Source organism: Streptomyces sp. CA-249302 (assembly GCF_050936785.1).
GTDB lineage: Bacteria > Actinomycetota > Actinomycetes > Streptomycetales > Streptomycetaceae > Streptomyces.
In genome coordinates, this window is the sequence record NZ_JBNJMG010000001.1 from 8996593 (window position 1) to 9016109 (window position 19517).

The 19517-nt window shown below is 71.7% G+C and carries 17 protein-coding genes; 10 read left to right on the forward strand and 7 right to left on the reverse strand.

Features of this window, described 5'->3' with window-relative positions:
* The first annotated feature begins 301 nt into the window (after window positions 1–301).
* Window positions 302–877, forward strand: a complete 576-nt coding sequence (locus ACQEWB_RS40505) for an adenylosuccinate lyase (protein ID WP_432840283.1) — start codon at window positions 302–304, stop codon at window positions 875–877.
* Window positions 878–884: 7 nt separating this feature from the next.
* On the opposite strand, the gene ACQEWB_RS40510 is transcribed toward ACQEWB_RS40505, so the two are convergent.
* The 4 genes from ACQEWB_RS40510 to ACQEWB_RS40525 form a co-directional block, all read right to left on the reverse strand.
* On the reverse strand, window positions 885–1349 hold the full coding sequence (locus ACQEWB_RS40510) for an N-acetyltransferase family protein (RefSeq protein WP_432844253.1): 465 nt from the start codon (window positions 1347–1349) through the stop codon (window positions 885–887).
* Window positions 1267–1665, reverse strand: a complete 399-nt coding sequence (locus ACQEWB_RS40515) for a RidA family protein (RefSeq protein ID WP_432840285.1) — start codon at window positions 1663–1665, stop codon at window positions 1267–1269. The genes ACQEWB_RS40510 and ACQEWB_RS40515 overlap by 83 nt, the downstream gene beginning before the upstream one ends.
* Before the next feature lie 57 nt (window positions 1666–1722).
* A complete protein-coding gene (locus ACQEWB_RS40520) occupies window positions 1723–3300 on the reverse strand; it encodes an alpha/beta hydrolase (RefSeq protein ID WP_432840287.1) in 1578 nt (525 codons plus the stop codon).
* Window positions 3301–3436: 136 nt separating this feature from the next.
* Window positions 3437–4480: an Rv2578c family radical SAM protein gene (locus ACQEWB_RS40525; protein ID WP_432840289.1), complete on the reverse strand. Its 1044-nt coding sequence runs from the start codon at window positions 4478–4480 to the stop codon at window positions 3437–3439.
* Between the two features lie 168 nt (window positions 4481–4648).
* On the opposite strand from ACQEWB_RS40525, the gene ACQEWB_RS40530 reads away from it, so the two are divergent.
* The 5 genes from ACQEWB_RS40530 (at window position 4649) to ACQEWB_RS40550 (ending at window position 12240) form a co-directional block, all read left to right on the forward strand.
* Window positions 4649–5092 (forward strand): SRPBCC family protein, encoded by a 444-nt coding sequence (locus ACQEWB_RS40530; protein WP_432840291.1) that lies wholly within the window; start codon window positions 4649–4651, stop codon window positions 5090–5092.
* 159 nt (window positions 5093–5251) lie between these two features.
* Window positions 5252–7675 carry an MFS transporter gene (locus ACQEWB_RS40535; protein ID WP_432840293.1) on the forward strand — a complete coding sequence of 808 codons (2424 nt, stop codon included), beginning with the start codon at window positions 5252–5254 and terminating at the stop codon, window positions 7673–7675.
* Between the two features lie 132 nt (window positions 7676–7807).
* Window positions 7808–10279 (forward strand): SpoIIE family protein phosphatase, encoded by a 2472-nt coding sequence (locus ACQEWB_RS40540; RefSeq protein WP_432840295.1) that lies wholly within the window; start codon window positions 7808–7810, stop codon window positions 10277–10279.
* Between the two features lie 170 nt (window positions 10280–10449).
* Complete coding sequence (locus ACQEWB_RS40545) at window positions 10450–11175, forward strand: class I SAM-dependent methyltransferase (RefSeq protein WP_432840297.1); 726 nt, start codon at window positions 10450–10452, stop codon at window positions 11173–11175.
* Between the two features lie 123 nt (window positions 11176–11298).
* Window positions 11299–12240, forward strand: a complete 942-nt coding sequence (locus ACQEWB_RS40550; RefSeq protein ID WP_432840299.1) for an SMP-30/gluconolactonase/LRE family protein — start codon at window positions 11299–11301, stop codon at window positions 12238–12240.
* Between the two features lie 73 nt (window positions 12241–12313).
* On the opposite strand, the gene ACQEWB_RS40555 is transcribed toward ACQEWB_RS40550, so the two are convergent.
* The 3 genes from ACQEWB_RS40555 to ACQEWB_RS40565 all read right to left on the reverse strand — a co-directional run bounded on the left by ACQEWB_RS40555 (window position 12314) and on the right by ACQEWB_RS40565 (window position 15705).
* Window positions 12314–14455: a hypothetical protein gene (locus ACQEWB_RS40555; protein WP_432840301.1), complete on the reverse strand. Its 2142-nt coding sequence runs from the start codon at window positions 14453–14455 to the stop codon at window positions 12314–12316.
* Complete coding sequence (locus tag ACQEWB_RS40560) at window positions 14452–14991, reverse strand: hypothetical protein (protein WP_432840303.1); 540 nt, start codon at window positions 14989–14991, stop codon at window positions 14452–14454. Before ACQEWB_RS40560 ends, ACQEWB_RS40555 begins: the two co-directional genes overlap by 4 nt.
* A gap of 135 nt (window positions 14992–15126) precedes the next feature.
* Window positions 15127–15705 (reverse strand): TetR family transcriptional regulator, encoded by a 579-nt coding sequence (locus ACQEWB_RS40565; RefSeq protein ID WP_432840305.1) that lies wholly within the window; start codon window positions 15703–15705, stop codon window positions 15127–15129.
* A 111-nt stretch (window positions 15706–15816) separates the two neighbouring features.
* On the opposite strand from ACQEWB_RS40565, the gene ACQEWB_RS40570 reads away from it, so the two are divergent.
* The 4 genes from ACQEWB_RS40570 (at window position 15817) to ACQEWB_RS40585 (ending at window position 19516) form a co-directional block, all read left to right on the forward strand.
* Entirely contained in the window at window positions 15817–16536 is a 720-nt protein-coding gene (locus tag ACQEWB_RS40570) for an NADPH-dependent F420 reductase (RefSeq protein WP_432840307.1), read from the forward strand.
* A 10-nt stretch (window positions 16537–16546) separates the two neighbouring features.
* A complete protein-coding gene (locus ACQEWB_RS40575; protein WP_432840309.1) occupies window positions 16547–17302 on the forward strand; it encodes a dienelactone hydrolase family protein in 756 nt (251 codons plus the stop codon).
* 74 nt (window positions 17303–17376) lie between these two features.
* Complete coding sequence (locus tag ACQEWB_RS40580; protein ID WP_432840311.1) at window positions 17377–18210, forward strand: M55 family metallopeptidase; 834 nt, start codon at window positions 17377–17379, stop codon at window positions 18208–18210.
* Window positions 18203–19516: a M20/M25/M40 family metallo-hydrolase gene (locus ACQEWB_RS40585; protein ID WP_432840313.1), complete on the forward strand. Its 1314-nt coding sequence runs from the start codon at window positions 18203–18205 to the stop codon at window positions 19514–19516. Before ACQEWB_RS40580 ends, ACQEWB_RS40585 begins: the two co-directional genes overlap by 8 nt.
* The last annotated feature ends 1 nt before the right edge of the window (window position 19517 follow it).

Below are 19517 nucleotides of genomic sequence, written 5' to 3' on the forward strand. Positions count from 1 at the left end.
GGGATGCGGGTGTTGCCGGGCTGCAGGCGCACACGCCCGGTGCCGTCGTCTCGCGGGCGTGCACACGCCGTGGAGCGAACGGTGGGAAACCGACCGGCCCTGTCCCGAGGCCGGGTCGTGCTGGCGGTACCTGAAGTACCGAACCGACTTCTCTTACGGCGGCTGCGTCACCAGGCCGTCGCAAGCAGGTGCGAGTGGGTAACTCGCTCGATTGAGCTTAACCGGTGGGTAACGAGCGCGCCAGTCCCCGTGTTTGTGATGTAGGTCCCGGGAGATCCGGCGGGCCCCTAATCTCGGTGCCATGGACGAAGAGTTGCGATCACTCACGGAGCGTTTACGGGCGGAGTCCGGAGGGAGCGCCGCGTGCGACCGTCTCGTGGCGACCGAGGACCCCGACGCGCTGGCCGGCGTGCTCACCGAGCCCGGACAGCCGCTCTGGGCCAGGGAGCTGGCCGCGTTCCGGCTGGGGCTCGCGGGCGACCGGCGGGCCTTCGAGTCCCTCGTCCTGTTCCTGAACCACCGTGATCCGCAGCGCTGCGCCTCCGCGGAGTACGCGCTCGCCCGGCTCGGCGACCCGCGCACCGCCCGCGCGGCGGCGGCCCTCGCCACGAACGAGCTGCGCGTCGCCTACGCCCTGCACCCGGTCCGCCTCCTGGCCGGGCTGCGCGCCCCCGAGTCCGTGCCCGCGCTCATCACCACCCTGGAGCGGAGACTGCGCCCGCACGACCCCTACCGCCGCGTCGCCCTCGCCTGCGTGGAGGGGCTCGGCAGTCTGGAGGACGCCCGCGCCAGACCCGTACTGAACGAGGCCCTCGCGCATCCGGCACTGGCGGAGGCGGCGGTACGGGCGCTGGCGCGGATCCCGAAGCAGCGGTGAGGCGGCGTCAGACGGTGAGGTCCATGACGTAGCGCACTTCCGGCACCAGGACGCCGTCCACCTCGAAGGGCTCCACGGCGCCGTCCGGGCGGAAGCCGGAGCGCTCGTAGAAGCGGCGGGCGCGCGCGTTGCCCTCCAGCACCCACAGGTACATCCGGGTGTGTCCGGCGTCGGTGCAGCGTCGTATCGACTCGGCGATGAGGGCCTGTCCGACGCCCCCGCCATACCGCTCCGCGTCGACGTAGATCGCGTACAACTCCACGCCCCCGGCGGGCACTTCACCGTCCCGATACGGGCCGTGGCAGGCCCAGCCGAGGGTGTGGCCGTTCTGCTCGGCGATCAGGTTCACCACGTCCGGGTTGCCTTTCCGGAAGCGGCCGCGGCGGCGCTCATGTGCCGACGACCGCGAACACCTCGACCTCCAGGAGGAACTCGGGCCGTACCAGCGCGGACACCTGCACGGCCGAGGCAGCCGGCAGGCGGTTGTCCGGTATGTGCTCGGAGCGGGCCGTGCGGATCGCCGGCAGGTGGGCCATGTCCGTGACGAAGAAGGTGAGTTTGACGACGTCGTCGAAGGTCGCGCCGGCGGCGGCCAGGCAGCGTCGCAGGTTCTCGAAGACCTGGCGGGCCTGGGCCTCGGGGTCGCCCTCCCCGACGAGCTTGCCGTCCTCGTCGAGGGCGACCTGGCCGGCGATCGCGACGAGACGGCCCGTGGCCATGACGACATGGCTGTACTGGGCGGCGGGGAAGACGCCGTCGGGGGCGGGGATCCGGGTCAGCTCACTCATGCGTCCATGGTGGACCACGGGTCTGACAATGCCCGCCCCCGACGGATCGTCAACTGCTCAGCCGCGGAAGCCGAGCAGGCCGTGCAGGGTCGAGCCGCGTTCGGAGGCCGACGCCGCCGCCGTGGCCAGCGGCTTCGGGTCCGGCAGCTTCGGGCAGACCGCGTCGATCTCGCCACCGCTGCGCGGCACCGTGCCGTCGGTCAGGTACTTCGCGAGGTACTTGTCCAGGCAGGCGTTCCCGCTCAGCGTGATGCCGTGGTTCCCGCCACCCTGCTCCACCACGAAGCTCGAACCGGCCAGCAGCTCATGGACCGTCGCGCCGCCCTGGTACGGGGTGGCCGCGTCGTTGGTCGCCTGGAACAGCAGCGTCGGCGGCAGCTTGCCGTTGGCGACGTTGATCGGCCGCAGCGAGTCGGTCGGCCAGAACGCGCACGGCGCGTTGTACCAGGCGTTGTTCCAGGCCATGAACGGTGCCTTGTCGTAGACCGCCCAGTTGTCCTTGCGCCACTGGTTCCAGTCGCGCGGCCAGGAGGCGTCACGGCACTGCACCGAGGTGTAGATGCTGTAGCCGTTGTCCCCGGACGCGTCGATGGCGGCGAAGTTCTCGTAGGCCTCGACCAGCGGGTCGGCGTTCTTGTTGTTCACGTAGGCCGCGAACGCCTCGGCGAGGTAGGGCCAGTAGCCGTTGTAGTAGCCGCCCGGGATGAAGGTGTCCTCCAGTTCGGAGGCCCCCACCTTGCCGCCGGCGGGCTTCTTGGCGAGCGCCTTGCGCATCGCGTACCACTTGGCCTCGATCTTGGCCGGGTCGGTGCCCAGTTTGTACGTCGAGTTGTACTTGGCGATCCAGGACATCAGTGCCTTCTGGCGGCCGTCGAAGGCGTAGTCCTGCCCGATGTTGTCGTCGTACCAGACGCCCGTCGGGTCGACGATCGAGTCCAGGACCAGGCGCTTGACGCGCTGCGGGAAGAGCTTGGCGTAGACCGCGCCCAGGTAGGTGCCGTAGGAGTAACCGAAGTAGCTGGTCTTCTTGTAGCCCGTGGCCGCACGGATCGAGTCCATGTCCTGCACGGCCTGGATGGTGTTGATGTACGGCAGCACGCTCGCGTACTTCTTGCCGCAGGCGGCGGCGAAGGACTTGGCGCGCTCCAGGTTGGCCTTCTCGATCGCCGGGGTGCTCGGCACGGAGTCCGGGCGCACCGGGTTGAAGTAGCCCGGCTTGCAGTCCAGGGCGGGCGTGCTCTTGCCCACCCCGCGTGGGTCGAAGCCGATGACGTCGTACTGCGACGCGACCGCCTTCGGCAGCGAGGTCGCGACGAACCCGGCGAGCGAGAGTCCGCTGCCGCCGGGGCCGCCGGGGTTGACCAGCAGCGGACCCTGGGACTTCTTGGCGGTGTGCGGCACGCGCGAGAGCGCGAGCGTGATCTGCTTGCCGTACGGGTTCCGGTGGTCGAGCGGCACCTTGAGGGACGCGCACTGGAGCGTCGGGTAGTCGGTGGTGCCGCAGCTCTTCCAGGTGAGCTTCGCGGCGTGAGCGGTTTCCGCGCTGCTCGGGGCGCTCGCGTCGGCGGGGACGGCCGTGACGGTCCCGGCCACGACGACTGCGGCGCCGCACAGCACGGCTGCGCGTTTTCTCATGGAGTCCTCCCAGGACGGAGGGGCTTCGGGCCGTGAGTCTCACGGTCCTCGCCGCATCGTCCCGGAAAGCGGCACCGGAAGAACGTGTTCTGGCATTACTTGACCCAATCGGGTCGAGGGATGCGCTCGAACGCTCTCAAATCAGCGAGAGTTGGGTCGGTTCGGACACGGCCGGCTCGACCTGCTCCGGCGGCGGGATCCGGCGCGGCATGTCCGCGCGGGTGGGGCCGATCCCGTACTCCTGTGCCAGGTCGTGGACCTGACGGGTGATCCGGCGCTGGTACCACTTCGGCGCGTACGAGCCGTCCGCGTACAGCCGCTCGTAACGACGCACCAGGTGCGGACGGTGCTGGGCCAGCCAGGCCATGAACCATTCGCGGGCGCCCGGACGCAGGTGCAGCACCAGGGGTGTGACCGAGGTGGCGCCCGCGGCCGCTATGGCCCGCACGGTGGCGCGCAGTTGGGCGGGGTGGTCGCTCAGGAAGGGGAGCACCGGGGCCATCAGGACGCCGCAGCCGATGCCGTGCCCGGCCAGGGTGCGCACGACCTCCAGGCGGCGCTCCGGCGCCGGCGTGCCCGGCTCCACGGTGCGCCACAGCTCGGGGTCGGTGAAGCCGACCGAGACGGAGATACCGACGTCCGTCACCTGCGAGGCCTGCACCAGGATGTCGAGGTCGCGCAGGATCAGCGTCCCCTTCGTCAGGATCGAGAAGGGGTTCGCGTGGTCGCGCAGGGCGGCCAGGATGCCCGGCATCAGCCGGTAGCGGCCCTCGGCGCGCTGGTAGCAGTCGACGTTGGTGCCCATCGCTATGTGGTCGCCCAGCCAGCGGCGCGAGCCCAGCTGGCGGCGCAGCAGGTCCGGGGCGTTGACCTTGACCACGATCTGCGAGTCGAAGTCGAGCCCCGAGTCGAGGTCCAGATAGGTGTGTGTCTTGCGGGCGAAGCAGTACACGCACGCGTGCGAGCAGCCGCGGTACGGGTTGACCGTCCACTCGAAGGGCATGCGCGAGGCGCCCGGCACCCGGTTGATGATCGAGCGGGCCCGCACCTCGTGAAAGGTGATGCCCCGGAACTCGGGCGTGTCGAAGGTCCTGCTCACGACCGCGTCCGCGCCGAACAACGCGGCGTCGGCCGCCCGGCTGTGACCGCCGGATTCCACTGTCAGGTTCTCCCAGCGCATGACGCCTCCTCGGTAGCGCTGCCCCCAGAGTGAAACACGTGTTCGAATTACTGGGCAAGTGCTCTTTCTGATCGCTTCCGACCCCCTCGGGCACCCCGATTTGGGCGCTCCTGGGCGGGGGTGGTTGGCTTGCCCCAACCCCGAGAGAGCAAGTCCTGGAGGAAATCGATGGCGCAGGTCGAGGCCACTACGGAGCGGGTCGTCGCGGCGGACGCGGAGAAGGTGTTCGACGCCCTCGCCGACTACAGCGGCACCCGGCAGCGGCTGCTGCCCGAGCACTTCAGCGAGTACGAGGTGCGCGAGGGCGGCGACGGCGAGGGCACCCTCGTCCACTGGAAGCTCCAGGCCACCAGCAAGCGCGTCCGTGACTGCCTCCTGGAGGTGTCCGAGCCCACCGACGGACAGCTCGTCGAGAAGGACCGCAACTCCTCCATGGTCACCACCTGGACGGTCACCCCGGCCGGCGAGGGCAAGTCCCGCGTCGTCGTCAGCACTGTCTGGAACGGCGCCGGCGGCATCGGCGGCTTCTTCGAGAAGACCTTCGCGCCCAAGGGTCTCGGCCGGATCTACGACGCCCTGCTCGCCAACCTGGCGACCGAGGTCGAGAAGTAGGCCCCTGCGCAAGTCCCCGGTGAGCGGGGGGTGTTGGCCTCCCTCACCGGATCGAGTGGATCTCGGTGTGTTACACCGATCTGCCGTAACTCGTCGCGCTTGCTCGGAGTTGTCGCCTAAGGCGGGAATTGTGAGGCAGCGCGACGAGGGGAGCGGTACGTGGGCGGGATCACCCTGGTGCACGAGGAAGCGGCGCCGGCGCCCCCGCAGGCCGCCGCAGCCGCACCCGCGGCGCCGGCCGAACTGGGCCCGCGCCGGGTGCGGTTGGTCTTCCTCGGACTGATGCTCGCGCTGCTGCTCGCCGCGCTGGAGCAGATGATCGTCGCCACCGCGCTGCCGAAGATCGTCGGCGAGCTGCACGGCCTCGACCGGATGTCCTGGGCGATCACCGCCTACCTGCTCACGGCCACCGTCGGCCTGCCGGTCTACGGCAAGCTCGGCGACCTCCTCGGCCGCAAGGGCGTCTTCCAGTTCGCCATCGTCGTCTTCGTGATCGGCTCCGCGCTCGCCGGGCGCGCGCAGTCCATGGACCAGCTGATCGCCTTCCGCGCCGTCCAGGGCGTCGGTGCGGGCGGGCTCATGATCGGCGTCCAGGCGATCATCGCGGACATCGTGCCGCCCCGGCAGCGCGGCCGCTTCATGGGGCTGATCGGCGCCGCCTTCGGCCTCGCCTCCGTCGCCGGACCGCTGCTCGGCGGCTACTTCACGGACCACCTCTCCTGGCGGTGGTGCTTCTACTTCAACGTCCCCTTCGGCCTGCTCACCCTGGCCGTCGTCACCGTCGTACTGAAACTGCCGAAGCCGCGGACCAGGCCGCGCCTCGACATCCTCGGTGCGCTGCTGCTCGCCGCCGCTTCGACGTGCCTGGTCCTGCTGACCAGTTGGGGCGGCACCGAGTACCCGTGGGGCTCGCGGGTGATCCTCGGACTCGGTGCCGGAGCCGCGGCCGCCGCCGCGCTCTTCGTGGTCGCCGAGCGCTTCGCCGCCGAACCCCTCATCCCGCTGCGGCTGTTCAGGGACTCCGTCTTCAACGTCACCGGCCTGGTGGGCCTGGTGATCGGCGTCGCGCTCTTCGGGGCCGCCAGCTATCTGCCGACCTTCCTGCAGATGGTCGACGGCGTCTCCGCCACGGAGTCCGGGCTGCTGATGCTGCCCATGATGGGCGGGATCGTCGGCGCCTCGATCGTCTCCGGGCAGCTCATCAGCCACACCGGGCGCTACAAGATCTACCCCCTGCTCGGCAGCGCCCTCTCCGTCCTCGGCATGTGGCTGCTGTCCCGCCTCGAAGTCGACACGCCCCGGCTGCACTACAGCGTCTGGATGGCCGTACTCGGCGCCGGGATCGGCATGGTGATGCCGGTGCTGGTCCTCGCCGTGCAGAACTCCGTGCGCCCCGCCGACCTCGGCACGGCCACCAGCGCCAACAACTACTTCCGGCAGATCGGCGGCAGCGTCGGTGCCGCGATCTTCGGCACCCTCTTCTCCGACCGACTGGCCGACGCCCTCGCGAGACGGCTGCCCACGCGCGCGGGTGCCCGCCTGCCCGACCCGGAGTCCATCACCCCGCAGCTGGTCCACGCCCTGCCCGCGCCGCTGCGCGAGAGCTACATCCGGGCGTACGCCGACGCCATGCCCCGGATCTTCCTCTACCTGGTGCCGGTGCTCGCCCTCGGCCTGCTGATCGCCTTCTTCCTCAAGGAGAAACCGCTGGTGTCCCACAACGCCGCCGAGACCGAGCCCGCGCCCGTCAACGCCCCCATCCCGCAGGCGCGCCCCCAGCCTTCGGCCGGGGGGACCCCCATCTCGCTTCGCTCGCCGTACGCCGCCGGAGTCCCCGTCTGCGGCACGGTGCAGCACCCCGACCAGACCGTGGTGCCGCGGGCGGCGCTCACGCTCATCGACGTGGCCGGGCAGCAGATCGGGCGGGGCGCGAGCGGTGAGGACGGGCGGTACGCGCTGTCCACGCCCGGTTCGGGGTCGTACGTGCTCATCGCCGCCGCGGGCGGCCACCAGCCGCAGGCCGTCTCCGTCACCGTCGGCGAGCGCCCGGTCGAGCTGGACATCGTCCTCGGCGGCGCCGGCCGCCTCGCCGGCAGTGTGGTCACCGGAGACGGCACCATGGTGCGCGATGCCACTGTCACGCTGACGAACGTGCACGGCGAGGTCGTCGCCACCACCCGCAGCGGGCGCGAGGGCGGTTACGTCATCAGCGAGCTGGTCGCCGGCGAGTACACCCTCGCGGCCAGCGCGCCCGCGTTCCGCCCGGCCGCTCTCCCTGTCACCGTCCAGGCCGCCCGCGAGACCCGCCAGGACGTCGAACTCGCAGGCGGCGCCGTGCTGCGCGGGACCGTGCGGGCCGGCGGCGGAAGGCCCGTCGAGGACGCGCGCGTGACACTGCTCGACGCGGCCGGCAACGTCGTGGACACGCTCACCACCGGGCCCGACGGAACGTTCCGGTTCGTCGACCTGTCGTCCGGCGAGTACACCGTCATCGCCGCCGGTTACCCGCCGGTCGCCACCGTGCTCCGGATGGCGGGCGGCGGGCGCACCGAGCGGGACCTGCAGCTGGGCCACGAGGACTGAACCACTCCGGCGCGCGCCCCCCGCCCGCCGCGCACCAATTCCCGCGTTGCCGCACATCACCATCGGCGGGAGCCGTACGGTGGACTGGGCTACACAGATCTTGCGGAGCCGTGCGGAGAGAGGGCCTGGGCCATGGAACGTGGCACCGAGAGGGACGCACCTCCCAGCCCTGCTGGGAACGGTGTGCCGGCCGGGCACGCCGGGGCCGGCCGTGTCCCGCTGGCGGTGGTCGTGGTGGACCGCGACGGGCTCGTCTCGCACTGGAGCACCGGTGCGCGCCGGCTCTTCGGCGTCCCCAAGGACGAGGCGATCGGGCACCCGGCCGTCGACCTGCTGCCCGTCTCCGGCGCCCTGCCCGAGGAGGACGAGACCCCGCCGTACGGGACCTTCGCGGACTACGACGGACTCGGCCCCGACCTCGAATCGTCCCTCGGCGGCAGGCTCTCCTACCCGGCCGCGGGCCGCGCCCGCCTCACCGTCCCCGAGCGCGATCGCGTCGACGTGCTGTGGTGGGCGTACCCCCTGGTCGGCCCGGGCTACGAGCGGCTGCTGGTGCTCGCCGCCGACACCGCGGGGCTGCGCCAGGACGAACCCGACGGCGTCGACGGGGACATGGCGTTCGAGCGGATCGCCCCGGGCTTCGCCCTGCACACCGACTTCCCCGGCGCCGAGGAACTGGCTCGCCGGTTGCCCGAGATCCTGCCCAGCATGAGCGTCGAGGAGAGCGCCCGCATCGTCTCGCAGGTCCTCGAACTGGGCTACCCCGTCCTGGAGTTCAGCCAGAACGACCGGGTGCCCGTGACCCCCGACTGGGGAGTGCCCCGGCGTGCCGAGCGCAAGGCACGCCGTGAGCGGGCCGCCCGCGCTGCGGCCGAGGGCCTGCCGGTGCCGCAGGAGGCCGCCGACGAGGCCGAGGACCTGGAGTACGCGGCCGTCCGCGAGCACCTGGAGTTCCTCAACGAGGTCAGCGGACGCATCGGCACCTCCCTCGACCTCTCGCGGACCATCATCGAGGTCAGCAGGGCCGTCGTGCCGCGCTTCACCGACGTCGCCGGCACCTATCTGCGCGAACAGGTCGTCGCGGGCGAGGGGTTCCCGGACGGCGTGCCCGACACCACCACCATGTGGCACCGGGTCGCCCTGGAGCACACCGACGAACCGGGCCGCTGGGACGACGTGGTGCCGGTCGGCGAGGCCATGCCGTTCCCGGCCCACACGCCCTTCTTCCAGTGCATGACCAGCGGCGAACCCGTCCTGGTGCCGCGCATCACCGTGGAGATGGGCCACGCCATCGCCTCGCAGTTCGAGAAGCGCGACATCCGGCCCCTCATCACCGGCCGCTCCATGCTGGTCGTACCCCTGAAGGCACGGAACGTCGTGCTCGGCTTCATGATCCTGCTCCGCCACCCGGAGCGGCCTGTCTTCAACGACATGGACCGAGTCACCGGCGCCGAACTCGCCGCCCGCGCGGGCCTGGTGCTCGACAACGCGCGCATGTACACCTACCAGGAGAGCGTCGCCGAGACCCTCCAGGACAGCATGCTGCCGCACATCCCGCCGCGCATGGCGGGCTGCGACATCGCCACCCGCTACCTGCCGGGCACCCTCCTCGGCCGCGTCGGCGGCGACTGGTTCGACTCCGTGAAGCTCCCCGGCGCCCGCACCGCCCTGGTCGTCGGCGACGTCATGGGCCACGGCCTCAACTCGGCCGCCATGATGGGCCAGCTGCGTACGGCCGTGCAGACCATGGCAGCGCTCGACCTGCCGCCGGCCCAGCTGCTGCGCAACCTCGACGACCTCGCCCAGCGCCTCGGCGACAACTACCTCGCGACCTGTGTGTACGCGGTCTACGACCCGATCGCGAGCGAGCTGCACATCGCCAACGCGGGCCACATCCCGCCGGTGTTGGTGCGTGCCGAGGACGGGCGCAGTGAGCTGCTCGACCTGCCGACCGGGGCGCCCATCGGGGTCGGCGGAGTTCCTTTCGAGGCGGTACGCGTGCGCGTGGAGCCCGGCGACCGCCTGGTGATGTGCACCGACGGGCTGGTCGAGGTGCGTGGCGAGGACATCGGCGTGGGCCTTGCTACCCTCAGCGAGTCCGCCGCCCACCCGGCCGCCTCCATGGACGACGCCTGCGACTCCATCATCCGCGCCCTCAACACCCGCGGCGGCCGCAAGGACGACGTCGCCCTGCTGATGGCTCGCCTGAACGGCATCGAGGTGGACGACGTCGCCGAATGGCGCATCACCCTCGACCCGGTCGAGGTCCCACGCGCGCGTGCCGTGGTCCGCGAACAACTGCACGACTGGGGGCTCGCGAAACTCGCCGACAGTGCCGAACTGATGGTCAGTGAGCTCGTCACCAATGCCGTACGGCACTCCCACAGCCGGCCGGTCGAGCTGCGCCTGGTCCGCGGCGACACGCTGCTGTGCGAGGTGGACGACGACGACCACGAGCTGCCGACCCTGCTCAGCGCCGAACCGACCGACGAATTCGGGCGCGGCCTGCGGGTGGTCAGCACCCTCGCCCGCGAGTGGGGCACCAGCCGTACGAAGGCCGGCAAGTCCGTCTGGTTCGAACTGACCCTGCCGCGGCGGCGCTGAACCGGCCGCACCACAGGGGCGCGAGGGGCGCGAGGGGCGCACAGGGGCGGACGCGGGTCGAATGCGGCGTGAAGGAATGCGCGACGCGCTTGTAGCCGTGACCACGGCGCGATAGACCGTACTCGCCCGTCACTTGAGGCGGGAACGCGGCGCACCCTGGGGAGTTGGCCATGAGCGTGACGAGTCGGTACCGGGAGGCCTGGGAGGGCTTCTGGCGCGATGCCCCGGAGGAACCGGGGGCCGTCTTCTGGGACGCGGAGCCGGCGCTGACCGCCGGGCTCCATCTGGCCCTGTTCGAGCCGCAACTCGCCGATCCCGGCCTCGCGATGGTCGACCTCGGCTGCGGCAACGGCACCCAGACCCGTTTCCTCGCCGACCGCTTCCGGCACGTCGTGGGCGCCGACCTGTCCGCCGCCGCGATCGAGCACGCCCGGCACGCCGACCCGGCCGGGCAGGCGACCTACCGGGTGCTGGACGCCGTCGAGAAGAACGAGACGGAGTCGCTGCACGCGGAGCTCGGCGATGCCAACGTCTACATGCGCGGCGTCCTCCATCAGGCCGAACCCGACGACCGGCAACCCATGGTGGACGGGATCGCCGCTCTTGTCGGTGACCGGGGGCGGGTATTCCTCGTCGAGCTCTCCGAGGCCGCCAAGCCCGTCCTGCTGGGCCTGGCGCAGAGCCCCGCCGGTCCGCCGCCCAAGCTCGCCCCGATCTTCCAGCACGGCATCGCCCCCGGCGAGGTGGCCGACGACGCCGTGCCCGGATACCTGCGCGCGGCCGGTCTGACCGTCCTGGCCCGTGGCGAACTCCCGCTCACCACGACGGAGTCCACGCCCGACGGCACCCGGATCGAGCTGCCCTCGAAGTGGCTGGTGGCAGGGCGCGCGGTGTGACAGGCGGGGAGGTCGGGGTCCCGGGAACCCACTGAGGCGTTGGATCGTTGTCAACTCGCCTAATTGTCAGCGTAGTTGGTGCAGAAGTTGTCAACGAAGCCGATGCCATGGAGGCCCCCACTCATGACCCCGACCCACCCCCACCCGACCCGGCGCGCCTTACTCGGCGGTGCGGCGCTGGCCGCCCTCGCGGTGACGGCCGGCGCCGGCGCCGCGAACGCGAGCCCTAATGCGGCGTGGCCCACCGAGTTCCCGCTCCCCGACGGCTGGCTCCCCGAGGGCATCACCATCGGGCGCAGGCCGTACGCGTACATGGGCTCGCGTGCGAACGGCGCCATCTACCGCACCGACCTGCGCACCGGCGAGGGCGGCGTCCTCTACGCGGGCGCGACCGGCCAGGTCGCCGTCGGCCTCAAGCTGGACCGCGACGGACTGCTCTACGTCGCCGGCAGCACGGGAGTCGCCCGCGTCCACGACTCCCGCACCGGCGAGCTCCTGACGACGTATCAACTAACCGAAGCCACCGGCCATTTCATCAACGACGTCACCCTGCTCGGCGACCGCGCCTGGTTCACCGACTCGCGCGCCGCCGCCCTGTACGGCGTCCCACGCGGGCGTGACGGTGAGGTGCGGGCCCTGACGCTGACCGGCGACTGGGTGCAGACCCCGGACGTGAACAACGCCAACGGCATCGTCGGCACGCCGGACGGCCGCGGTCTGATCGTCGTCAGCAGCACGCCCGGCAAGCTGTACAACGTCAGCCTCAAGACGGGGTACGCCACCGAGATAGCCCTGTCCGGCGCGGCCGACGTGGCGGGCGGCGACGGGCTGTGGCGTACCGGCCGCACCCTGTACGTCGTGCAGAACCGCCTCAACCTGATCAGCGTGTTCGACCTCGACGCCAAGGCCACGACCGCCACCCTGCGCGACACGATCACCGACCCGCGCTTCGACGTCCCGACGACCGCGGCACAGTTCGGCAACCGGCTGTACCTGGTCAACGCCCGCTTCACCAGCCCGCAGACGCCGGAGACGACGTTCAACGCGGTGGCCGTGTCCCTCTGACCCTGCCCGACGGGTCGAGTCCGCCCCGCGGCGTGGAGCTGCTGCCGCTGGGCGAACTCGGGCTGGGGAAGGCTCAGTTGACGGAGCGTCCGCGACGATAGGCGGCCCAGCCCGCGCCCGTCAGGGCGGCCGCCAGTGCGGCGACGGACAGTGCGCCGACGCCGGTGGACGCGAGGCTGCCGCCCGCGGTGGCCGTGTCGGTGGTGCCGGTCCCGGCGGTTCCGGACGGCGAGACGTCGGATCCGCCGGTGCCGCCGGAGTCGCCGGAGGCGCCGCCCGTGGAGCCCGCGGTGTCGTCGCCCTCCGCCGGGTCGGTGCTCCGACCGGTCCCGCCGCCGTCGTCACCGCCGGTGGCGTCCCCACCGCTCCCGCCCCCGCTGTCGTCCCCACCCGTGTCCCCGCTCCCCGCCTCGGTGACCGTCAGCGTCACCGGCGAAGTCCGGGTGGTACCGGCGGAGTTGGTGAACTCCGCGCGGTAGCGGTGGCCGTCGTGCGAGGACTGGGCGGTGAAGGCGTACGTGGTGTCCGTCGCGCCCTCGATCGCCGACCAGGTCTGTCCGCCGTCGGTGCTGACCTGCCAGTGCACGGTCGGCTCCGGGGTGCCCTCGGCGGTGGCCGTGAGCGTGACCTCCGCACCCGGTTCGACGGACAGGTCGGCAGGTGACTGCACGACCTTCGGGGACATCCGCCTGTCGAGCCGTACGACCTTGCTCTCGGCCTGGTCGGTGACGTACACCGAACCGCCGCCGGGTGTGACCGCGACCCCGGCGTAGGCGTCGGCGCGGCTGCCCGGCATCGCGACCGGTTCGGCCGCCGGCTGGAAGGTGGTCGTGTCGTGGACCTCCAGGGAACCGACGTTGTCCGCGCCGTTGTCGGCGTTGCCGTAGTCCTCCCGCAGGACGAACGCCTCTCCGGTGGTGGCGTCGAAGGCCGCCGCGGTGGGCCGGTCCTGGCCCTCCAGGGTGGCCAGCAGCTTGGCGTCACGGTCGAAGACGAGCACCGAAGTCCCGCTGCCCACCCAGACGTTGCCCGTTGTCGGGTCGGCTTCGAGGAAGGTGACGTATCCGTCCGGGAGTTGGGCCGTGGCCGTCACGGTGAAGGAGCCCGTGTCGACGCGGCGCAGTTGGCCGCCCGTGGCGCCCGCGGACCAGGCCGCGCCGTGTGCGTTGTCCACGCCGAGGACGGAGCCGCCGTCGAGGGTGACCGTGCGCCGGACGGTTCCGGTGGCGGTCTCGATCTCGGAGAGGGCCGGGCCCTGGGCGACCAGCACGGTGGCGGCGTCGGTGCCGGGTCCGGCGCCGGTGACCGTGGCGCCGGTCAGCCAGACGCCTTGCGCGGACGCGTCGCCGTCCTTGGCGGTGCCGATACCGCGCAGCGGGTAGTGGAAGACGACGCCGTCACCGGCGAGCGGGCCGATCAGGAGCGGGACGTTGCGGGCGGCCAGGGCGCCGGTGGAGCCGGGGGCCTGCGCGACGTGGGAGAGCACCCTGCCGTCCGCCGGGTCGAGGGCGTACAGGCCGCGCTCGTTGACGTCCGCCGTGTCGGGGATGTCAGCCGAACCGACGTACAGCTTCCCGGAGTCGGGATGCAGCAGGAGGTCCTGCGGCCGGCCCGCGGTGGTGAACTCGGCCGTGCGTACGTAGCTGACGGTCCCAGCGGGTACGTCGACGCCGTCGCCGCCGCCCGGGGTCGCGCCTGTGAAGGTGACCGGGACGCGGACGTCCTGCGAGCGGTCCCCGGTGCCGCGGTGGTCGACTCGGGTGACGACCGAGCAGGAGACCTGCGCGCAGTCGACGTTGCCGTCCTTGGCGGTGACCGAGAGCTCCACGTCGAAGGTGCCGCCGGCGCCGTACGCGAGCGCGAGCTCGCCCTCGTTCGGGTCGCCCTTCGGGACGATCCACTTCGAGGCGCTCGCGGCGCCGCTGGTGTCGGCGCCGCCGAGACACGGGCCGGGGATGCGGTCGTCGCCGTTGTCCTTGCACAGGGCGACGTAGATACCCTTGGTCTCGTCGTACTTCTCGCCCGTGACGCGGATCGTCTCGCCCGCGGGGTCCAGGTCGTGGGTGGCGGAGACGGTGAGCCGCTGGCCCGCCTGGCCGACCCCGGTCGCCGGGGTTTCGGCCGCCAGGGCCGTCGAGCCCGCCGCGAAGGAGGCGGTGACGAGCGCGGCGGCGCCGAGGAGCGCCGCCGGGCCGGTGTGATGGACGCGGTTCACTGGAAGGTGATCGGGACGTGGACGTCGTAGTTGCGGTCGTCGCTGTCGAAGTGGTCGGCACGGGTGACCACCGCACAGGTGACGTCCTCGCCGCAGACGCTGCCGTCGTCGAGCGTCGCCTTCACGTAGATCTGCACGCTGAAGGTGCCGCCGGTGCCGAACTTGGAGCTGTTGGCGAAGAGTCCGCCGAAGGTGTTGTTGACCCAGTGCGAGGCGCCGGTGGTGCCCGACTCGTCCTGGCCGCCGAGGCAGGGGCTCGGCTTGTTCGCGCCCTGCGCGCCCTCGACCACGCACAGACCGACGTAGACGCCCTGGCTCGTGTTGTAGCCCGACCCGGAGACGGTGATGGTCTGGCCGGACGCCGTCGCGGTGTCGGGCGCGGTCAGCGACAGGTTGTAGGTGGTGCCCGAGTCGGTGACCGTGCGGGTCGAGGTGGCGGCGGAGGCGGAGGTGGCCAGGCCCAGGGTGAGCGCGGTGGCGGCGACGGCGGCGAGGCCCGCGCGGGCGGCGGTACGGGCGGACGGAACGGCTCTCATGCGGAAGGGCACCCTTCTCGAAAACAGGTGAAACTTAGGTAAGGCAAACCTAAGTACAAGCTCCCGGCTTTTGTCAACGCACGGCAAAGAACCCCAACTCCGTGCAATGGGAGAGGGGTTGGGGCGGGTGTGGGATCAGTCGGTGGTGAAGGCCGCGAAGGCCTCGTCCAGTAGGGTGACCAGGTTCTGGTCGCCGTCGGAGGCGAGCCAGTGGTCCAGGGCGACGTTCAGGCAGTCCAGGGCGGCCGCCGCCCGGACGGACTGGGTGAGCGTCGGCCGCTCGGCGCCCGCCCGCTCGGCGAGGGCCTCGGACAGGGCCGGGCGCCAGCTGTACTGCTTCTCCAGGTGCCGGGCGCAGAGCGCCGGGGTGTCCCTGACCAGCCGGGTCGTCTCCAGGGAGCCGGCCGGGTCCACGTGGTACCGCTCGATCACCGTGTCCAGGGCGCGCCGCAGCGCCGTCCACTCGTCCTCGCCGGACGGACGGGCGAGCAGGGCGTCGGCGACCCGCCGGTCGTGCCCGTCGAAGGCGCCCAGGACGGCGTCCTCCTTGGTGCCGAAGTAGCGCAGGAAGGTCGAGCGGGAGACGCCCGCGGCCGACGCGAGGTCGTCCAGGGTGACCTTGTCGAACCCGTCTCGGCGGAACAACTCGAAGGCCACCTGGGCCAGTTCGGCCCGAACGGCGGCCCGGGCGATGTCCCTCGTGTTCGTACGCATGGCTCCGGTCACCCCGCGATCCTATCTCCCGTGTCGATCCTCGCTTGCAGAGTCGAAACTCAGTGGCTAGCGTGACACTGAGTTTCACATGCGACGCGGAGGAGCGCCAGAGTGAGCAAGACCATCGGAATCATCGGCGGCGGCATGATCGGCGGTGCGGTCGCCCGGCTGGCAGTCGCCGCCGGCCTGGACGTCGTGCTGAGCAACTCGCGCGGCCCCGAGACCCTCGCCGACCTCGTCGGCGAGCTCGGCCCGCGGGCCCGCGCGGCCACCCCTGCCGAGGCCGCGCGGGCCGGTGACCTGGTCGTGGCGGCCGTACCGCTGAAGGCGTACGGCGCGCTGCCGGCCGCCGACCTCGCGGGCAAGACGGTCGTCGACGCGATGGTCTTCCACCCGCAGCGCGACGGTGACCTCGCCGGACTCGGCACGGGGGAGCTGACCTCCAGCGCGCTGGTGCAGCGGCACCTGGCGGACTCGCGGGTGGTGAAGACCTTCGCGACCATCGACTTCCACCACCTGGTCACGCTGGCCCGGCCCGCGGGCGCCGCCGACCGCAGCGCGCTGCCCGTCGCCGGTGACGACCCGGCGGCCAAGGCGCAGGTCGTCGAGCTGCTGGACGCCTTCGGGTACGACGCCGTCGACGCCGGCCGCCTCGCCGACAGCTGGCGGCTCGCGCCCGGGAAGCCCGCCTATGTACAGCCGTACATGGGGGAGCGGCCGGAGGGGCTGAGCCAGGAGGAGGCGCAGCGCTGGTTCTTCCAGTCGCCGGGCGTGTCCGTCCCCGCCGCCCGTGTGAAGGAACTGACCGACTCCGCGACCCGCGAGAACTGAGAGAGCGCACATGAACGCCGTACAGGGCACCTCCGTCGAGATCACGACCTCCGACGGAACCGTCGACGCCTACCTCGCCGCCCCCGACGACAGCACCCCGCGCCCGGCCGTCCTGTTCTACATGGACGCCTTCGGCCTGCGCCCGCACCTGCGGTCCATGGCCGACCGGCTGGCCTCGGCCGGCTACACGGTCCTGGTCCCCAACGTCTTCTACCGGTTCGGTCCGGCGCCCGTGGTCGAGCTCCCCGAGTTCATCAACCCGGCCGAACGCCCGGAGATCATCGGGCAGTTGGGCCCGGCCGCGCGCACCCTCACGCCCGAGGGCGCGATGCGGGACGCCGCCGTCCACCTGGACTGGCTGGCCGCCTCCCCACTGACCACCGACGGCCCGGTCGGCGTCACCGGCTACTGCATGGGTGCGGCTCTCGCCCTGCGCACCGCCGGCACCCACGCGGACCGCGTCGCCGCCGCGGCCGGCTTCCACGGCGCCTACCTCGCGACCGACGCGCCGGACAGCCCGCACCTGCTCGCCGACCGCATCACGGCCGAGCTGTACTTCGGCCACGCCGACCAGGACTCCACCAACCCGGCGGAGCAGATCGACCGCCTGGAGAAGTCCCTGACCGCGGCCGGGGTACGGCATCGCAGCGAGGTCTACGAGGGCGCCCACCACGGCTTCACCCAGGCCGACACGGCGATGTACGGCGCCGAGGCGACCGACCGGCACTGGACGGCGTTGCTGGAGCTGTTCGGCCGTACCCTCTGATCCGCCGACGACCGGCGCGCTCCCGCCCGTCGCTTCCTGGCCCGTCGCCCCCGTGGCGCGTAACGTGACGCACCATGAAGATCCTGATCAGCGCCGACATGGAGGGTGCCACGGGGGTGACCTGGCCGGCCGACGTGCTGCCCGGGACGCCGCAGTGGGAGCGGTGCCGGTCGATGTTCACCTCGGACGTGAACGCGGCCGTGCTGGGGTTCTTCGACGGCGGCGCGGACGAGGTGCTCGTCAACGAGGCCCACTGGACGATGCGCAACCTGCTCCTCGAACGGCTCGACGAGCGGACGCGGATGCTCACCGGGCGGCACAAGTCGCTGTCCATGGTGGAGGGCGTGCAGCACGGGGACGTCGACGGCATCGCGTTCGTCGGCTATCACGCCGGCGCCGGGATGGAGGGCGTGCTCGCCCACACCTACCTCGCCAACTCCATCACCGGCGTGTGGCTCAATGACGTACGCGCCAGCGAGGGACTGCTCAACGCGCACGTCGTCGCCGAGTACGGGGTCCCGGTCGTCCTCGTCACCGGCGACGACGTGGCCTGCGAGGACGCGCTCGGGTATGCGCCCGAGGCCTTGAAGGTCGCCGTCAAGGACCATGTCTCGCGGTACGCGGCCGTGTGCCGTACCCCGGCCCGCACCGCCGCCGACATCCGGGCCGCCGCCAAGGAGGCCGCGCAACTGGCGGTCCGTCAACAACCGGTGCAGGCAGGGCCGTTCACCGTCGCGGTCGAGTTCGACGCCGAGCATCTCGCCATGGCCGCCACGGTGGTGCCGGGCGTGGCCCGGATCGGGGAGCGGAAGGTGGCGTACACCAGCGGGACGATGTACGAGGGGATCCGTACCTTCAAGGCGGTCACCACGATCGTCTCGGCCGCCGTGGAGGAGCAGTATGGCTGACGAGCAGGCGCTGGACGAGGTCGTGCGGTTCACCTCCGACCTCATCCGCATCGACACGACGAACCGCGGCGGCGGTGACTGCCGGGAGCGGCCCGCCGCCGAGTACGCGGCCGAGCAGCTGGCCGGGGCGGGCCTGGAGCCCGTCCTGCTGGAGCGGACCGAGGGGCGGACCAACGTCGTCGCCCGCATCGAGGGCACCGACCCGTCCGCCGACGCGCTGCTGGTCCACGGTCATCTGGACGTCGTACCCGCCCGGGCCGAGGACTGGACCGTGCACCCCTTCTCCGGGGAGATCCGCGACGGGGTCGTCTGGGGGCGCGGCGCAGTCGACATGAAGAACATGGACGCGATGATCCTTGCGGTGGTGCGGAGTTGGGCGCGCGAGGGGGTCAGGCCCCGGCGGGACGTCGTCGTCGCCTTCACCGCGGACGAGGAGGACAGCGCCCGGGACGGCTCCGAATTCCTGGCCCGAGAGCACGCGGGGCTCTTCGAGGGCTGCACCGAGGGCGTCAGCGAGTCGGGGGCCTTCACCTTCCACGACGGCGCCGGGCGCCAGCTCTATCCCATCGCGGCAGGTGAACGCGGTACGGGCTGGCTCAAGCTGACCGCGCGCGGGCGCGCCGGGCACGGCTCCAAGGTCAACAAGGAGAACGCCGTCACCCGGCTGTCCGCCGCGATCACGCGGATCGGCGAGTACGAGTGGCCGCCGCGGCTCACCCCGACCGTGCGGGCCGCACTGACCGAACTCGCCCTGCTCTACGGCGTGGAGAGCGACCTGGACGACGTCGACGGTCTGCTGAACAAGCTCGGCCCGGCCGCCAAGCTCGTCGAGTCGACCGTGCGCAACAGCGCCAACCCGACCATGCTGGAGGCCGGTTACAAGGTCAACGTCATTCCCGGGGAGGCCGTCGCGTACGTCGACGGACGTCATCTCTTCGACGCCGAGGACGAGTTCCGCGCCACCCTCGACGAGCTCACCGGACCCGACGTCGACTGGGAGTACCACCACCGGTCGATCGCCCTCCAGGCACCCCTGGACTCGCCCACGTACGCGCACATGCGGGCCGCCGTCGAGGAGTTCGCGCCCGAAGGACATGTCGTCCCGTACTGCATGTCCGGCGGCACCGACGCCAAGGAGTTCTCGCGCCTCGGCATCACCGGCTACGGCTTCACCCCGCTGAAGCTGCCCGAGGGCTACGACTACCAGGCGATGTTCCACGGCGTGGACGAGCGCGTCCCGGTCGAGGCCCTGCACTTCGGGGTACGCGTACTGGACCGCTTCCTGCGCACGACCCAGGCGAGTTGAG